General features: G+C 67.5%; 17 protein-coding genes and 1 tRNA gene. 6 read left to right on the top strand and 12 right to left on the bottom strand.

Annotated features, from left to right (window positions below; genetic code table 11):
* Nucleotides 1–151: 151 nt before the first annotated feature.
* The 8 genes from E5A73_RS15090 to E5A73_RS15055 form a co-directional block, all read right to left on the bottom strand.
* The gene (locus E5A73_RS15090) at nucleotides 152–2,128 is read right to left on the bottom strand and encodes an ATP-binding protein (protein WP_135964678.1); all 1,977 of its coding nucleotides are present in this window, start codon (nucleotides 2,126–2,128) and stop codon (nucleotides 152–154) included.
* Between the two features lie 50 nt (nucleotides 2,129–2,178).
* Nucleotides 2,179–3,441, bottom strand: coding sequence for a serine palmitoyltransferase (spt, locus tag E5A73_RS15085; RefSeq protein ID WP_135964677.1), 1,263 nt, complete (start codon nucleotides 3,439–3,441; stop codon nucleotides 2,179–2,181).
* Nucleotide 3,442: 1 nt separating this feature from the next.
* A complete protein-coding gene (locus E5A73_RS15080) occupies nucleotides 3,443–3,685 on the bottom strand; it encodes an acyl carrier protein (RefSeq protein WP_135964676.1) in 243 nt (80 codons plus the stop codon).
* 108 nt (nucleotides 3,686–3,793) lie between these two features.
* Nucleotides 3,794–3,870, bottom strand: a tRNA-Arg gene (locus E5A73_RS15075).
* A gap of 34 nt (nucleotides 3,871–3,904) precedes the next feature.
* Nucleotides 3,905–4,363, bottom strand: coding sequence for a DUF1178 family protein (locus tag E5A73_RS15070; RefSeq protein ID WP_135964675.1), 459 nt, complete (start codon nucleotides 4,361–4,363; stop codon nucleotides 3,905–3,907).
* The gene (locus E5A73_RS15065; protein ID WP_135964674.1) at nucleotides 4,360–5,181 is read right to left on the bottom strand and encodes a carbon-nitrogen hydrolase family protein; all 822 of its coding nucleotides are present in this window, start codon (nucleotides 5,179–5,181) and stop codon (nucleotides 4,360–4,362) included. The genes E5A73_RS15070 and E5A73_RS15065 overlap by 4 nt, the downstream gene beginning before the upstream one ends.
* Nucleotides 5,178–5,435 (bottom strand): glutaredoxin 3, encoded by a 258-nt coding sequence (gene grxC, locus E5A73_RS15060; RefSeq protein ID WP_135964673.1) that lies wholly within the window; start codon nucleotides 5,433–5,435, stop codon nucleotides 5,178–5,180. Before grxC ends, E5A73_RS15065 begins: the two co-directional genes overlap by 4 nt.
* Before the next feature lie 34 nt (nucleotides 5,436–5,469).
* On the bottom strand, nucleotides 5,470–6,201 hold the full coding sequence (locus E5A73_RS15055; RefSeq protein WP_135964672.1) for a ComF family protein: 732 nt from the start codon (nucleotides 6,199–6,201) through the stop codon (nucleotides 5,470–5,472).
* Here E5A73_RS15055 and E5A73_RS15050 point away from each other — a divergent pair.
* Nucleotides 6,200–7,090, top strand: coding sequence for a class I SAM-dependent methyltransferase (locus tag E5A73_RS15050; protein WP_135964671.1), 891 nt, complete (start codon nucleotides 6,200–6,202; stop codon nucleotides 7,088–7,090). The genes E5A73_RS15055 and E5A73_RS15050 overlap by 2 nt on opposite strands.
* On the opposite strand, the gene E5A73_RS15045 is transcribed toward E5A73_RS15050, so the two are convergent.
* On the bottom strand, nucleotides 7,071–7,526 hold the full coding sequence (locus E5A73_RS15045) for a (deoxy)nucleoside triphosphate pyrophosphohydrolase (protein WP_240700214.1): 456 nt from the start codon (nucleotides 7,524–7,526) through the stop codon (nucleotides 7,071–7,073). The two genes, E5A73_RS15050 and E5A73_RS15045, sit on opposite strands and share 20 nt — an antisense overlap.
* Before the next feature lie 56 nt (nucleotides 7,527–7,582).
* Between E5A73_RS15045 and E5A73_RS15040 the strand changes: the two genes are divergently transcribed.
* From E5A73_RS15040 to E5A73_RS15030, 3 genes are all read left to right on the top strand, one after another.
* On the top strand, nucleotides 7,583–7,774 hold the full coding sequence (locus E5A73_RS15040; protein ID WP_135964670.1) for a Flp family type IVb pilin: 192 nt from the start codon (nucleotides 7,583–7,585) through the stop codon (nucleotides 7,772–7,774).
* Nucleotides 7,775–7,896: 122 nt separating this feature from the next.
* Nucleotides 7,897–8,064 carry a Flp family type IVb pilin gene (locus E5A73_RS15035; RefSeq protein ID WP_077507757.1) on the top strand — a complete coding sequence of 56 codons (168 nt, stop codon included), beginning with the start codon at nucleotides 7,897–7,899 and terminating at the stop codon, nucleotides 8,062–8,064.
* Nucleotides 8,065–8,235: 171 nt separating this feature from the next.
* Nucleotides 8,236–8,397 (top strand): Flp family type IVb pilin, encoded by a 162-nt coding sequence (locus E5A73_RS15030; RefSeq protein ID WP_135964669.1) that lies wholly within the window; start codon nucleotides 8,236–8,238, stop codon nucleotides 8,395–8,397.
* Between the two features lie 71 nt (nucleotides 8,398–8,468).
* On the opposite strand, the gene E5A73_RS15025 is transcribed toward E5A73_RS15030, so the two are convergent.
* The 3 genes from E5A73_RS15025 to E5A73_RS15015 form a co-directional block, all read right to left on the bottom strand.
* Nucleotides 8,469–9,416 (bottom strand): acetyl-CoA carboxylase carboxyltransferase subunit alpha, encoded by a 948-nt coding sequence (locus E5A73_RS15025; RefSeq protein WP_135964668.1) that lies wholly within the window; start codon nucleotides 9,414–9,416, stop codon nucleotides 8,469–8,471.
* Nucleotides 9,417–9,554: 138 nt separating this feature from the next.
* Complete coding sequence (locus tag E5A73_RS15020) at nucleotides 9,555–10,478, bottom strand: tyrosine recombinase (RefSeq protein ID WP_276605813.1); 924 nt, start codon at nucleotides 10,476–10,478, stop codon at nucleotides 9,555–9,557.
* Nucleotides 10,475–12,259 (bottom strand): hypothetical protein, encoded by a 1,785-nt coding sequence (locus E5A73_RS15015; protein ID WP_240700213.1) that lies wholly within the window; start codon nucleotides 12,257–12,259, stop codon nucleotides 10,475–10,477. Before E5A73_RS15015 ends, E5A73_RS15020 begins: the two co-directional genes overlap by 4 nt.
* A gap of 192 nt (nucleotides 12,260–12,451) precedes the next feature.
* Between E5A73_RS15015 and E5A73_RS15010 the strand changes: the two genes are divergently transcribed.
* Both E5A73_RS15010 and aroB read left to right on the top strand, forming a co-directional pair.
* On the top strand, nucleotides 12,452–12,991 hold the full coding sequence (locus tag E5A73_RS15010) for a shikimate kinase (RefSeq protein ID WP_135964667.1): 540 nt from the start codon (nucleotides 12,452–12,454) through the stop codon (nucleotides 12,989–12,991).
* Entirely contained in the window at nucleotides 12,988–14,085 is a 1,098-nt protein-coding gene (aroB, locus tag E5A73_RS15005) for a 3-dehydroquinate synthase (RefSeq protein ID WP_135964666.1), read from the top strand. Before E5A73_RS15010 ends, aroB begins: the two co-directional genes overlap by 4 nt.
* Nucleotides 14,086–14,203 lie beyond the last annotated feature (118 nt).

Below are 14,203 nucleotides of genomic sequence, written 5' to 3'. Positions count from 1 at the left end.
GCTATCCACGCATGGACCGCTGGCGGCATCGCCCTTCGACAAGCTCAGGGCGAACGGCCTGGATGGGTCAATTTAACGGAAGTCGACGCTAGGCCGGTCCCATTTCAATTGATCCGTTCGCAGGGGAACGGACACCTCAGTGGAATCAACTCTAAGCGGCCTGCTGTGCCGCGCGGCGCGCTTCGAACTCGATCGCTTCGTCGACCGCGCGTCCCAGCGATGCCATCGTGAACGGCTTGCGCAGCACCGCGCGTCCGCCGAACAAATCGGCATCGGCCTCGCCGGCGAAACCGGTGACGAACAGCACCGCGACGCCGTCCAGCCGCTCGCCGAGTTCGGCGACCATCTCGGGCCCCGTCTTGCCCGGCATCAGCACGTCGGACAGGATCAGGTCGAGCGACGACATCGAAGCAACCGTCGCCGGTGCCGCCAGCGGGTCGGGACACGAAGTCACGCGATGGCCCAGTTCCTGCAGCGCGCCGACCGTAGCGGTGAGCACGCGTGGATCGTCCTCGACGACGAGTATGTCGAAGCTGCGACTTGAGGCCTGACCCTCTATCGCCGCGGCGATCGGAACCGGCGCGTCCGCCCCTGCGCTGGCCGGTTCGCCAAGATGGCGCGGCAGATAGAGCGTCACCGTCGTACCCTTGCCGGGCGCGGTATCGATCGCGATCTCGCCACCCGATTGGCGGACGAATCCGAAGATCTGGCTGAGCCCGAGTCCGGTCCCCTTGCCCACCGGCTTGGTCGTGAAGAACGGTTCGAACACCCGGTCGGCGACTTCGCTCGACATGCCGCAGCCGGTATCGGTCACGCTGATCGTGACATAGTCGCCGGCCGGGCATTCGCCGACCTCATCGGCGGCAAGCGTGCTGCCGCCGGTGGCGATGGTCAGCGTCCCCCGCCCTTCCATCGCGTCGCGCGCATTGACCGCGAGGTTGAGCAGCGCATTTTCGAGCTGGTGACGATCGACCCAGACCGTCCAGCCCACGCCGGCGTCGCGCGTCTTCACTGCAATCGTGTCGCCCAGCGTGCGATCGAGCAGATCGGACATACCCGCGATCAGCGCGCCGCCCGCCACTGCCTCGGGAAGCAGCGGTTCGGAGCGCGAAAAGGCCAGCAGCCGCCGAGTCAGCGCCGCGGCGCGATTGGCGCCCTCCATCGCGTTCTCGATGTGCATCTGCGCATCGGGGCCACCATGGTGAATATGCCGCTTGGCGAGTTCGAGCCCGCCGAGAACGACCGCCAGCATATTGTTGAAATCATGGGCGATGCCACCGGTGAGCTGGCCCACCGCCTCCATCTTCTGGACCTGGCGGAGCTGCGCCTCGGCATGCGCGCGCTCGTGCGCTTCGGCGCGCAGGTCCGCCGTTGCCGCGTCCACCGCGAGTTGGAGCTCGGCGGCGCGTTCGCGCTGCGCAGTCGCCTCGGCATCGGCCGCGGCGCGCTGGCCTTCGGCGGCGATCGCCAGCCAGCCCATCAGCACCGCGCCGACGACGATCATCACGCCGAACAGCATGAGGATGCGCGACGCGAAACTCGAATTGTCGATCAGGTCGCCGGCGGCGCGCGTCCGATCACGCAGCAGCAGGCGCTCGCTGTCGACGACACGGGTGAGCAGCATCTCGACATTCTGCCGCGCGGGGCTCTGCCGAACCCGGTAATAGCTGCCCCAGGCGTCCTGGTGGCGCTTGTAGGTCGAATAGAGCGCGGTCTCCGCCAGTTCGCGGCCGCGGGCTTCGAACGCCCGGCGCAATTGCGCGATCTGCGCCTGTTGGCGTGGGCTGTCGCGGGTGAGTTGCTGCAGCCGGGTCAATTGCTCGCCGGCGCGCGCCCATTGGCTCGAATATTGCTGTCCCAGCGTCCTGTCGGCACTGACCACATAGCGCCCCAACGCCGCCTCGGCCGCCGAGATCGCCCCCGAAAGCTGGTTGGCGCGGATGACGACTTCGTAGGTATGCTGCTGCCGCGCTACGGCGCGATCGCGCTCCTGATCGGTGCGCTGCTGAAGCACGATGATCGCCGCGAGGACGCCCAGTCCGAGCAGAGCCAGCAGTCCCAGCAACAGCAGCCGCCAATTCGTCTCCCGACGAACCCGCTCCAGTGCTATGCCTTGCCCCTCATTCATATATTGAATTTAGGGGGCCTTGGCGATGGAAGGAAGCCAATCCTTTCGGCTCAGCCGATCGCGCCCACGCTTTGGCCCGCGCTGCGGAACATTTTCAGGATTCGTTCCACTTGCTCACTGCTATGCTCGGCGCAAAGCGAGCAGCGCAGCAGATAGGTCCCCGCCGGCGTCGCGGGCGGGCGGGCCATGTTCACATAGAGCCCGTCTTCCAGCAGCGTCTGCCACATCATCACTGCCTGCGCCTGATCCTCCAGAATGACGGCGATGATCGCACTGTCCGGATTTTCGGTGCCGAGGCGGAACCCCATCGCCTTGAGCCCGCCGTGCAATGTCCGGGCATTCTCCCAGAGGTGCTGGCGCTTGTTGTGGGCGTGGCGGAGCTTGCGGATCGACATCGCCGCAGTGGCGACCACCGAAGGCGGCAGCGATGCCGTGAAGATATAGGGCCGGCACGCCAGCCGGATCGCCTCGAACTTGGGGTGGTTCGACACGCAGAAGCCGCCGACCGTACCGACCGATTTGGAGAAAGTGCCAACAACGAAGTCGACATCGTCTTCACACCCCTGCGCCTCATAGACGCCGCGGCCATTGGGGCCGTAAAAGCCCATCGAATGCGCCTCGTCGCTGAGCACCATCGCCCCGTGCTTCTTGGCGACGGCGACCATCTCCTTGAGCGGTGCGACGTCGCCGAGCATCGAATAGACGCCCTCGAGCACCACCAATTTGCCCGCCTCCTTGGGCAGCCGGCCGAGCCGCTTGTCGAGATCGGCGACATCATTGTGGCGGAAGCGAACGATGTCGGCATAGCCCTGCTTGCAGCCGTCGTAGATCGAGGCATGGCTGTCGGCGTCGAGGATGACATACTCGCCCTTCCCCGCCAGCGTCGAGATCATCCCGAGATTGGCCATGTATCCGGTCGAGAACACGATCGCGCCGGTGGTGCCGTAGAATTCGCGCAGCGCTTCCTCGACTTCGATATGGTCGCGGAAGGTGCCGTTGAGCATGCGGCTGCCATTGGTGCCCGAGCCGAACTGGTCGAGCGCGTCCTTGCCCGCCTGGATCACGTCCGGGTCGAAGGTCATGCCCATGTAGTTGTAGGTGCCGAGCAGGATCGTGTCCTTGCCCTTGATCACCGCTTCGGTCGGCGACTTGACCTGGTCCATCACGATCGCGAACGGATCGGTGACGCCGGTGTCGATCAGTGCCTGGCGCTCGGCGATGAGCCCGTCGAACTTGCTCATCAGGTCGCGCTCGGGAGCGACTGCGTCGGGGTTCTCGGGCAGCGCGTCGGCAGTCTGGATGGCGTCGGTCATCTCAGCCCTTCAGCTTCTGCACCGCGTCGACGAGCTGGCCGACGGTCTCGATCTCGGCCTGCATGTTCATTGTGATGAGGATGTCGAACTCGTCCTCGATCGCCGCGACGAAATCCATCACCGTCAGGCTGTCCCATTCGAGATCGCCCGCGAAGGTGGTGCCGTCGCTCAGCGCGACGCCCTTTTTGTTGAACGGCTCGATCTGGGTCTTGATGATCTCGAAGGTTTCGGCGCGGTCGCTCACGGTCGTTCCTTGGCAAGTGAAGCCTGTCGCCTGCCAAGCAAATGCGGCGGGCGTGGGGCGCGCCTATAGCAGCCCCCGCCGCCGTTGCCATGCCGGCGTTAATGCGAATGGTGACCCGGAGAGGATTCGAACCTCCGACCTCTCGATTAGGAATCGCTTGCTCTATCCTGCTGAGCTACCGGGCCACGCCGCCGCTGGTACCCAGCGCCGCACCAAGGGTCAATTGCACTGCTCGGGCGGCACCACCGGCACGAGCAAGGGCGCGACCGGCACGCCCTCGTCGACCAGCTCCTGCGCTTGCTCGGCGGTCGCCTGGCCATGGATCTGCGCGTTCGGCTCCTCGCCCAGATGCATCGCACGTGCCTTGTCGGCAAACGCCGCGCCCACCCATTGCGACTTGGCGAGCATCTTGGCCTGCGCCGAGGCAATCATCTCCATCGCCGCCTTCACCACTTCGGGCGGCGGTGCCCCGGCAGCAGGCGTGGGTGCCGGCGTGGCGGTGCCGCGATTGCCCTTTGCCCCGATATTGGGCGCCATCACCGCCTTGGTGACGTCATCGCTCTGGCAGACCGGGCAGGCGACGAGCCCCGCCGCCTGCTGCTCGGCATAGGACGCGCTCGAGCCGAACCACGCTTCGAAGACATGCCCTTCGCCGCATCGAAGGTCGAAGACGATCAAAACGCCTCGACCGGCGGGATCGCGCGGCGATGGCGGAGCACCGGCACCCGGCTGCGCGCTGCCTCGGTGCGCGCCGAGTCGATCTCGGCAAAGCCCACACCTGCCGGCTCGCCCATGTCGAGCAGCAGCTCGCCCCACGGATCCGCAACCAGCGAATGGCCATAAGTCGCGCGTCCGTCCTCGTGCATGCCGGTCTGCGCAGCTGCGATCACGAACGCCCCCGCCTCGATCGCCCGCGCGCGCAGCAGCACATGCCAGTGCGCCGCGCCGGTCGGCCGAGTGAACGCCGCCGGCACCGCCAGCAAGGTCGCGCCGGCATCGCTCAGCGCGCGGAACAGGTCGGGAAAGCGCAGATCATAGCAAATCGCGAGGCCGAGCACGCCGAGCGGCGTCTGCACCGTCACTGCCCGCTCGCCCGGCGCATAGCTGTTCGATTCGCGCCAGCTCTCGCCGGTCGGGAGATCTACGTCGAACAAATGCATCTTGTCATAGCGCGCCCGGATCGCCCCGGTGTCGTCGATCACGAAACCACGATTGGCGAGCTTGCCGTCTTCGCGCAGCACCGCCAGGCTACCCAGATGCACCCACATGCCCCGCTTCGCCGCTGCCTCGCGCACGGAAGTCAGCACGCGATCGTCCTCCTCCCGGGTCAGCGATCCGGCCGCCCGATCGCGGTCACGATCGAGCAGTCCGGACATTTCGGGGGTGAACAGCATCGCCGCTCCACTCGCCTTCGCCTGCTCCACACCCTCGACCAGCACGCGCGCATTCGCCGCGGGGTCGATCCCGCTGGTCATCTGGAGCAGCGCCGCCTTCATGCGCTCAGTAGCGGGTCCAGCCCGCCCTGATGCTCGAGCGCGGCGAGATCGTCCGATCCACCGATATGCTTTCCGTCGATGAACACCTGCGGCACGGTGGTGCGGCCCCTGGCGCGCTGCAGCATCTCCTGGCGCCGCGGCCCGCCCATGCTGATGTCGATTTCCTCATATTCGACTCGCTTGAAGTCGAGCAGCGCCTTGGCGCGCGTGCAATACGGGCAGAATGCCTTGGTGTAGATTTCGATCTTGGCCATCATCGCCTCGAATTGTGGACCCGGGCGGCGCTTGTCAATCCAGCGCCTCGTCTTCCAGAACGCGCGCCCAGCACAGAAGGATCACTTTGTCCGCGCCGCCGCGCTTCAGCACGCGGGCGCAGGCGCTAGCGGTCGCGCCGCTGGTATGGACATCGTCGACCAGCACCACGGCCTTGCCGCTGATCCTGGCCTTCGCGTCTTTCGCCAGCGCAAAGGCCCCCACCACCGCCTTGGCGCGGCCGTGGGGGCCCAGCCCGCGCAGCACCGGAGTCGCCTTGACCCGTCGCACCAGCTCCATATCGGCGGGCACGCCGGTTGCCCGCGAAAGCGCCGCGGCAATCAGCGCCGCCTGATTGAACCCCCGCGACCATATCCGCCACCGGTGGAGCGGAACTGGCACCAGCAGCTCGGCGCCATCGGGCATCAGCCGCACCATCGCCCGGGCCATCGTCTGCGCGCAGGCCAGTCTCCCCGAATATTTGAGCTTGAGCGCAACGTCGCGCGCGACATCGCCGTAAGCCACCGCCGCCCGCACCCCGTCATGCGGCGGCGGCTCGGCAAGGCACTCGCCGCACAGTGCACCTTCCCCGCGGTCGAATTCGAACGGCAGCTGGCAGCGGGCACACCATGGCGGCCCGAGGAAGCGCAGGCTTCCCCAGCACGCAGCGCAGAAGCGGTGGTCCGCCGCCGTGACCACGCCGCAGCCCGGGCAGCGCGGTGGCAGTGCGAGGTCGGCGAGCCGGGCAAGGGAAGCGAGCGCAGCCATGTCGCTCCTTGTCGCGGGCGCGGCCACGCTGCACAAGCCGGCCGTGCCCGACTCCGAAAACTCCGAAATCTTCGCCCGCGCGCTGCGCCGCCGCCGCCGCGATCGCGCCGCCCCCGATTATGCCGGCTTCGCCTTCCTGCGCGAGCATATGCTGGAAGGGCTGCTCGAACGCCTCGACGCCGTGAAACGCGAGTTCCACGACGTGCTCGACCTCGGCAGCTTCTCGGGTGACATGGAAATCCCGGGCGCGCGTATCGCCCGCCTCGATGCCGGCTTCGGATTCGCGAAGGCCGCCGGCGGGGTCCAGGCCGACGAGGACCGCCTCCCTTTCGCCGATTCGTCATTTGATCTGGTGGTCTCGGTCGGCGCGCTCGATCAAGTCAACGACGTGCCCGGCGCGCTCGCCCTCGCCCGTCGCGTGCTGCGCCCCGACGGGCTGTTCCTTGCGGCCTTTGCTGGCGCCGGCACGCTCGCCACGCTGCGCAGCTGCCTGCGCGAGGCCGAGTCCGATCGCCCGTCCGCGCGCTTCCACCCGCAGATCGATGTGCGCGCCGGTGGGGACTTGCTATCCCGTGCCGGCTTCGCGCTGCCGGTTTCCGACGTCGAGACTCTAATGGTGCGCTATGCCGGGCTGCCCAATCTGCTGCGCGACCTGCGCGGCATGGCCGCGACCAACCTGCTCCCGAATCCTGCGCCGCTCACTCGCGACACGCTGGTACGTGCATCCGCCGCCTTCGCCGATCGCGCCGAGCCCGACGGCCGCACCCCCGAACGCTTCGAGATCGTCTATCTCACCGGCTGGGCGCCCGATCCGTCGCAGCCCAAGGCTGCGCGTCCCGGCAGCGCGACCGCGTCGCTTGCGGATGCGCTCAAGCCGCGGCCGGATTAGAGTCACGCGCCCGATTGGTGCCGTCGAGCAGCTGCTCCAGCGCATCGACCAGCGGCACGTCCGCCGGCGGCATCGCCAGCCCGCGCATCTCACCCGGACGCACCCATTGCAGCGCGCTGGCGTGCCGCGGCTCGGGCGTTCCCTGCCAGTTTCGCGCAACATAGAGCAGCAGCAGCAGATGCCGCGCGCCCAGCCCCTCGCTCGCAAACGCCAGCGGCACCAGCGACTCGGTCGCGACCTGGATCCCCAGCTCCTCCGCCAGCTCGCGCGCCAGCGCCGCCTCGGGCGTCTCGGCCGGCTCGACCTTGCCGCCGGGAAATTCCCACAGCCCCGCCATCGGCTTCCCTGGTGGTCGCTGCTGGACCAGCACGCGCCCTTTCCGGTCGACGAGCGCGACCGCCACCACCAGCAATAATCCGGAAACGGCACTCGACACTTCGTTAACGCTCCTCGTTTATGTCCGCCAAATCCTGTGGGGGAGAAGCGGGCGTTATGCGAGCCCTTGTCGAGACGTTCCAGCGCCTGATCCGCGATTCGAAAGCGGCGACGGCAGTCGAATATGGCCTGATCTGCGCGCTGATCGTGCTCGCCATCATGGCCGCGTTGCTCGCGCTCGGGCAAGTGACCAGCGGTATCTGGGACCGTGTCAGCACCAAAGTGCAGACCGCCGGAGAGCAGGGTTAACGGCTAAGTAGTTGTCCGATTTAGGCGTTTCTTTACTTCCCCCGCGTAGGACCGGTGATGCCGTACCGGGTATCCGGGCCGGCCGGGTGATTGAAGTACTTCCTGAACGTTGGAGACCGGTTATGCAGAAGATTCGCAACTTCGTTAAGAATTCCAAGGGCGCCACCGCGATCGAGTATGGCCTGATCGCCGCTCTCATCGCTGTCGCCGCAATTGCCGCGATGCAGGGTCTGGGCAATCAGCTCAACAAGACCTTCGGCAACGTCACGTCGAACATGAAGGCTACCTAGTCTTCACGCGACTGAAGAATATAAGGGCGGTGGAACCTCGGTTTCGCCGCCCTTTTTCATGTGAGAATACCTGCAGAGTTGCGCATGTTCATGTTTTATTGAGATTCATTCCGCATATGGAACGAGGGCTGCGCCGCTCGCGCTCGCCATCGTTCCTGTGGGAGAGTATCGATGATCCGCAAGTTTCTGAAGAATACCAAGGGCGCCACCGCAATCGAGTACGGCCTCATTGCCGCCCTCATTGCGGTCGCTGCGATTGCCGCGATGCAGGGCCTGGGCAACCAGCTCAACACGACCTTCGGCAACGTCACGTCGAACATGAAGGCTACCTAGTCCTCATTCGGCCGAGTTCAGAAAGGGCGGTGGAACCTCGGTTTCGCCGCCCTTTATCTTTGCGGCAGCGCTCAGACCCGGCCCATCGCGAGGAACTTGGCGCGCCGCGCCTGGCGCAATGCCTCGGGTGCAAGCCCGTCGAGCCCGTCCAGCGCCGCCTCCACCGCATCGCCCAGCGCCTGCACTGCCGCGCCGGGGTCGCGATGCGCCCCGCCCAGCGGCTCGGCGATGATCCCGTCGATCACCTTCAGCTCCTTGAGATGCTGCGCCGTCACCTTCATCGCCTCGGCGGCATCGGCCGCCTTGTCGGCGGTGCGCCACAGGATCGATGCGCAGCCCTCGGGCGAGATCACCGAATAGACTGCGTGCTCCATCATCAGCACCTGGTTGCCCGCCGCTAGCGCGACGGCGCCGCCCGAGCCCCCCTCGCCAAGGATCGTCGCGACCAGCGGGACCCCCAGATTGAGGCACATCTCGGTCGAGCGCGCGATCGCTTCGGCCTGGCCGCGCTCCTCGGCCTGGACGCCCGGGAAAGCGCCCGAAGTGTCGACCAGCGTCAGCACCGGCAGCCGGAACTTGTCGGCGAGCCGCATCAGCCGGATCGCCTTGCGATAGCCCTCGGGCTTGCCCATCCCGAAATTGTGCTTGAGCCGGCTGGTGGTGTCGTCGCCTTTCTCATGGCCGATCACCATCACCCGGCGGCCGCGGAAGCGCCCGAGCCCGCCGATGATCGCATTGTCGTCGGCAAAGGCACGGTCGCCGCCCAGCGGGGTGAAATCCTCGATCAGCCCCGCGACATAATGCTTGAAGTGCGGCCGCTCGGGATGCCGAGCGACCTGCGTCTTCTGCCACGGTGACAGCTTGGCATAGGTCTCCTGCAGCAGCCGCTCGGCCTTGGCCTGGAGCGGTGCGATCTCGGCCTGGATATCGACCGCGCCACCCTCGGCGGTGCGGCGCAGTTCGTCGATCCGGCTCTGCAGCTCGGCGATCGGTTTCTCGAAGTCGAGGAAGGTTGCCATCGGCTCGCGGTTAGGATGCGTCGGGCTTCGCGTCAACGCGCGCGGCGGCGACACCCGCCACATTCCCGTTCGCGCTGAGCCTGTCGAAGCGCCGCTCTAGTCTGGCCGTGCGCCTGCGAAAAATGCCCTCCGACAAGCTCAGGACGAACGGGTGGTGGGCCGCTTGGCACCCAGCGCCTCGCCCAGCGGGTGCCGCTGGTTGACCAGTTCGACCAGCCGCTTGCTGTCGACATGCGTGTAGATCTCTGTCGTCGCGATATCGGCATGGCCCAGCATCGCCTGCAGCGCGCGCAGGTCCGCGCCGCCCTCCAGCAGGTGCGTCGCAAAGGCGTGGCGCAGCACGTGCGGGCTCACCCGGTCGGGCGGAATCCCCGCCTCCGCCGCGAGCGCGCGGACCAATTGGTAGAGCCGCACCCGCGAAAGATGCCCCTTGCCCGAAGGAAACAGCCATGGCCGTCCGGTCGCGACATGTTCGCGCCACGCCGCCACCGCCGCCCGCGCGCGGTCCGAAATCGGCACCAGCCGCTCGCGCCCGCCCTTGCCCTTGAGGATCAGATACGGCCGGTCGGGCGCCACTGCGTTGCGCGGCAGCGACATCAATTCGGTCGCGCGCAGCCCCGATCCGTAGAGCAGTTCGATCAGCGCCGCGAGCCTGAGATCGAGCGGATCGAGCGGCACCCGCGCCTGCCGCACCGCTATCACGGCGAACATGGCGTCGATATCCTCGACGCTCAGCACCCTGGGCAGCGCGCGCGTCGTGCCCGGCCGTGGGAGGGCGGCGCTCGGATCGTCCTTGCGCAGCCCCTCGTCGGCGAGGAACGCGAAGAACCGCCGCAGCGCTGCTGCCTTGCGCGCCACGGTCGATCGCGCCAGCGCCTGCCATTCGCCCGCGAGCCGCTCGATATCGCTCGCCGCCGCCTCGCCGAGCCGCCCCTCGAGCAACTCGGACGCCAGCCGCAAGTCGGTGCCATAGGCTGCAAGGGTGTTCCCCGCCGCGCCCGCCTCGGCCTGCATCATCTCGAGAAAGCGCTCGATCAGCGCGCGGTCGGCAGACTCGGTCAAGCCGACCGCGTGACCGCCTCCACGGCGATCATCCGCGCATAATTGACCATCCCCGCCGCGCGCATCGCCGCGACGATGTGGAACAGCGCTTCGGGTGCGACATAGTCCCAGCTGACCGATTGCATGCCCACGCCCGCGAGCAGCGCCACCGTCGCGGCATCGCCGCGCTGCCCGGCGGCGTCGATCGCCTGCGTCCAGCTATTGACCCCGCCGATCTCCACATCTAGCGAAGCCGCCGCATTCTGCGCCTCGCTCGAGCGCATCCGCCCGAGCCCGGCAAGCCCGGCAAGCAGCATCTGCGCCTTGCGCCGCGATCCCGCATCGCCAAACCCGGTGACCTCGCCCGCCGTGACCCCCGCGCCGCCAGCGTCGGCCAGCGCAAGCAACGCCCAGCCCTCGCCGCCACGCTTGACCACCCCACGCCATTCGTGCGCCGCCGCGTCGTAACCCGACGACAGCATCGACGCGATCAGCCGGTCGGCATCCTCCACCTTGTCGCTCGCCGGAATCCACGAAGCCGCGCGCGCGGTCAGGATCAGCCGGGCATAGCGCATGCGCGGGGTGCTCGCGGCATCCCACAAAGTTCGCAGCGCCTTGATCCGCGTGCCGACATCGCCGTCGGTATATGCGGTGCGCAAGTCGCGCGCGACGGTCTGCGCCGCGCCCGAATCGCCGCCCTGCTCGATCTCCGAATAGAGATCGACCAGCCCGGCATTGGAAAACACCCCCGCCGTCGCCGCCAACTCGGCCGAAGCCACGCGCGCCACCGGATCGATGTTCGGGGCGAGCGCCTGCCAATAGCGCACCTGCGGTCCGACGCTTTGATAGAGATCGGCCGGCACTTCGACGCCCGTCGCGGTAGCCAGTCCCCAGCGCCACGCGGTCAGCTGGCTCACCGGGTTCCACTCGATCGTCACTGCCCGGCGCCCCTGCGCTCCGGTGCCGAGTACTTTCTCGGCGAGCAGATTGTCGATGTCCGACGGGCTCGTCCCCGAACGCGCGCGATTGAACGATTGCCCCGCTTCGTTGGGTTTGCCGGCGAGCCCCAGGCACATCGCCTGCGCAAGCGCCCAGCCGCGCTGCGCGATCGCCGCCGCTCCCTTGTCGGCGATCGGGCACAAAGCCGCCGGGTCGCCGTTCGCCAGCGCCGCCTGCATCGCCACCTGATAGAGCCAGGGCGTATAATTGTCGGTGTCGACGTCCTCGATCACGCCGCGCGCCGCATTGGCCTCGCCCATCCGCAGCAGCGCCCAGGCGCGGTCGGCGGCGAAATCCGCGCCATTCACCCCCGCCGGCGTATCGAGCGGCGACATCAGTGCCCGCCGCAGCACGATCGACGCCCAGCGCGATGCGACCGGCGCGTTCATTCGCCGCATCAAAACTTGCAGGAAACGCCCGTCGCTGGAGCCGAACGAATCCGCAGGGAACGCCGCATTCCCCGCCGCGAACGCACCCACCCGATCGAGCGAATGCTTGGCGAATTCGGGCAGCTCGTATTTGGACAGGTCGATCGGCACCTCGGACACCGGCTCGCCGGCAGCGGCATTGCCGAGCGCGGTATCTGCCGGAAGCGCCACCCCCACCACCGGCGCCAGCGGATCGGCAGCGCGCGTCGGCGCCGCCGAGGGTCCGGGCGAAGGCGCAGGCGTCGGTGCGGGGTCGTCGAACCCCGGCGGCAGCAGCGATTCGGGCGTGTCCTGCCCCAGCGCGGGCACGCCCACGCCGGCGAGCAGCAAAGCCGCCAGCCCGATCCGCGAAACCTTAGTTCGTGAGGTTATCAAGCGGGACCACCTTCTCCATGCGGACCGGCTCCTTTTCGGAGCTGCGCGTCGAGAGGAATATGATTCCCCCGACCACAACGAGGAGGACGACAAGGAGCGCGACAAGCGAGCGGGACATATAACGGTCCGTAAATAGGAGAAATGCGCGGGCCTTTTGCCCGAGACCCGCCCTCGCTGTATAGCCCCCCGACAATGTTGCAAGCGCATGCCCAAGACTGGCCCTGGAAGGGCAAGCCGATCGTGCTGGTCGGGCTGATGGGCGCCGGCAAGACCACGGTCGGCCGCCGCCTCGCCCAGCGCCTGCGCCTGCCCTTCGTCGATGCCGATCACGAGATCGAGGCGGCGGCGGGGATGAGCATCTCCGATATCTTCGAGAAATTCGGCGAACCCTATTTCCGCGACGGCGAGCGCCGCGTCATCGCGCGGCTGATCGACGGCACCCCCAAGGTGATCGCCACCGGCGGCGGCGCGTTCATCAACCCGGATACGCGCGACCTGATCCTCGACCAGTCGATCGCAATCTGGCTCGATGCCGAGCCCTCGGTGCTCGCCGATCGCGTCCGCCGCCGCGACACCCGCCCTTTGCTCCGCGGCCGCGACCCGGAGGAAATCCTCGCCGAACTGGCCGCGCTAAGAAATCCTTTCTATGCGCTCGCCCCGATCCGCGTGCAGAGCGTCGTCGCTCCGCACGACACCACTGTCGACGAAATCCTGAAGGCGATCCGCACTTGAACACCGTCCCCGTCGCGTTGGGCGACCGCAGCTACGACGTCCGCATCGAAGCGGGGCTGCTCGCCCGCGCCGGCGAAGCGCTCGCCGCGCTCGCACGCGGCCGCACGATGCCGATTGTCACCGACGAAAATCTCCTGCCCCACCTCGCGACGCTGCAGGCCAGCCTCACCGGCGCAGGCATCGCCAGCGAGGCGATCATCCTGCCCCCCGGCGAATCGACCAAGAGCTGGGCCCAGCTCGAAGCGCTCACCGATCGGCTGCTCGATCTTGGAGTCGAGCGCAGCGACCATGTCATCGCATTGGGCGGCGGGGTGATCGGCGATCTCGTCGGTTTCGCGAGCGCGATCCTCAAGCGCGGCTGCAACTTCGTCCAGATCCCCACCACCCTGCTCGCCCAGGTCGACAGCTCGGTCGGCGGCAAGACCGCGATCAACAGCGGCGCCGGCAAGAATCTGATCGGCGCCTTCCACCAGCCCGCATTGGCGCTCATCGACCCGCAAGTGCTCGACACGCTCCCGCCGCGCCAGCTCCGCGCCGGCTATGCCGAAGTCGTCAAATACGGCCTGATCGACGATTTCGCTTTCTTCGAATGGTGTGAGGCCAACGCTGCCGCCTTGCTCTCCGGCGACTCGCAGCCCCGCGAATATGCGATCTCGCATTCGGTCGCCGCAAAGGCCCGCATCGTCGGCGAAGATGAGCGCGAGACCACCGGCAAGCGCGCCTTGCTCAATCTCGGCCACACTTTCGGCCACGCGCTCGAAGCCGAGACCGGCTTCTCCGACAGGCTGCTTCACGGCGAAGGCGTCGCTGCGGGGATGGCGCTGGCCTTCGCTTATTCGGCGCGCCTCGGCCTCTGCCCCGGCCAGGAAGCCGAGCGAGTCGCCGCGCATCTCCGCGCGGTCGGCCTCCCCGACGGCCTCGCCGCCGCCGGCATCGCCGCCTCGGGCGCAAGGCTGGTCGAGCACATGCTCCACGACAAGAAGATGGCGGCGGGGACGCTGCCGTTCCTCCTCGCCCGGGGGATCGGGAAGACCTTCCTCGACAAGACGGTGGACCTGAAGGACGTAGAAGCCTTCCTGGACGAACAGCGATAGCAAAAATCCTCCCTCGCGCAGCGGGGGAGGTGGCGCCGAAGGCGACGGAGGGGGCCTCTCCCCAAGCGCGTCGCCTGCGGCCAAACCCCTCCGGCATGCTGCGCATGCCACCTCCCCC

Origin of the sequence: Sphingomonas gei, from assembly GCF_004792685.1 — a bacterium.
Classification (GTDB): domain Bacteria; phylum Pseudomonadota; class Alphaproteobacteria; order Sphingomonadales; family Sphingomonadaceae; genus Sphingomonas; species Sphingomonas gei.
Note: the sequence above shows the minus strand (reverse complement) of the source record. Positions and strands in the feature narration are given on the sequence as shown.

Excerpts from the sequence above, each read along its gene's own strand:
- E5A73_RS15090 (WP_135964678.1), bottom strand. The coding sequence starts at position 2,128 with ATGAATGAGGGGCAAGGCATAGCACTGGAGCGGGTTCGTCGGGAGACG.
- spt (WP_135964677.1), bottom strand. The coding sequence starts at position 3,441 with ATGACCGACGCCATCCAGACTGCCGACGCGCTGCCCGAGAACCCCGAC.
- E5A73_RS15065 (WP_135964674.1), bottom strand. The coding sequence starts at position 5,181 with ATGAAGGCGGCGCTGCTCCAGATGACCAGCGGGATCGACCCCGCGGCG.
- grxC (WP_135964673.1), bottom strand. The coding sequence starts at position 5,435 with ATGGCCAAGATCGAAATCTACACCAAGGCATTCTGCCCGTATTGCACG.
- E5A73_RS15050 (WP_135964671.1), top strand. The coding sequence starts at position 6,200 with ATGTCGCTCCTTGTCGCGGGCGCGGCCACGCTGCACAAGCCGGCCGTG.
- E5A73_RS15055 (WP_135964672.1), bottom strand. The coding sequence starts at position 6,201 with ATGGCTGCGCTCGCTTCCCTTGCCCGGCTCGCCGACCTCGCACTGCCA.
- E5A73_RS15040 (WP_135964670.1), top strand. The coding sequence starts at position 7,583 with ATGCGAGCCCTTGTCGAGACGTTCCAGCGCCTGATCCGCGATTCGAAA.
- E5A73_RS15035 (WP_077507757.1), top strand. The coding sequence starts at position 7,897 with ATGCAGAAGATTCGCAACTTCGTTAAGAATTCCAAGGGCGCCACCGCG.
- E5A73_RS15030 (WP_135964669.1), top strand. The coding sequence starts at position 8,236 with ATGATCCGCAAGTTTCTGAAGAATACCAAGGGCGCCACCGCAATCGAG.
- E5A73_RS15025 (WP_135964668.1), bottom strand. The coding sequence starts at position 9,416 with ATGGCAACCTTCCTCGACTTCGAGAAACCGATCGCCGAGCTGCAGAGC.
- E5A73_RS15010 (WP_135964667.1), top strand. The coding sequence starts at position 12,452 with ATGTTGCAAGCGCATGCCCAAGACTGGCCCTGGAAGGGCAAGCCGATC.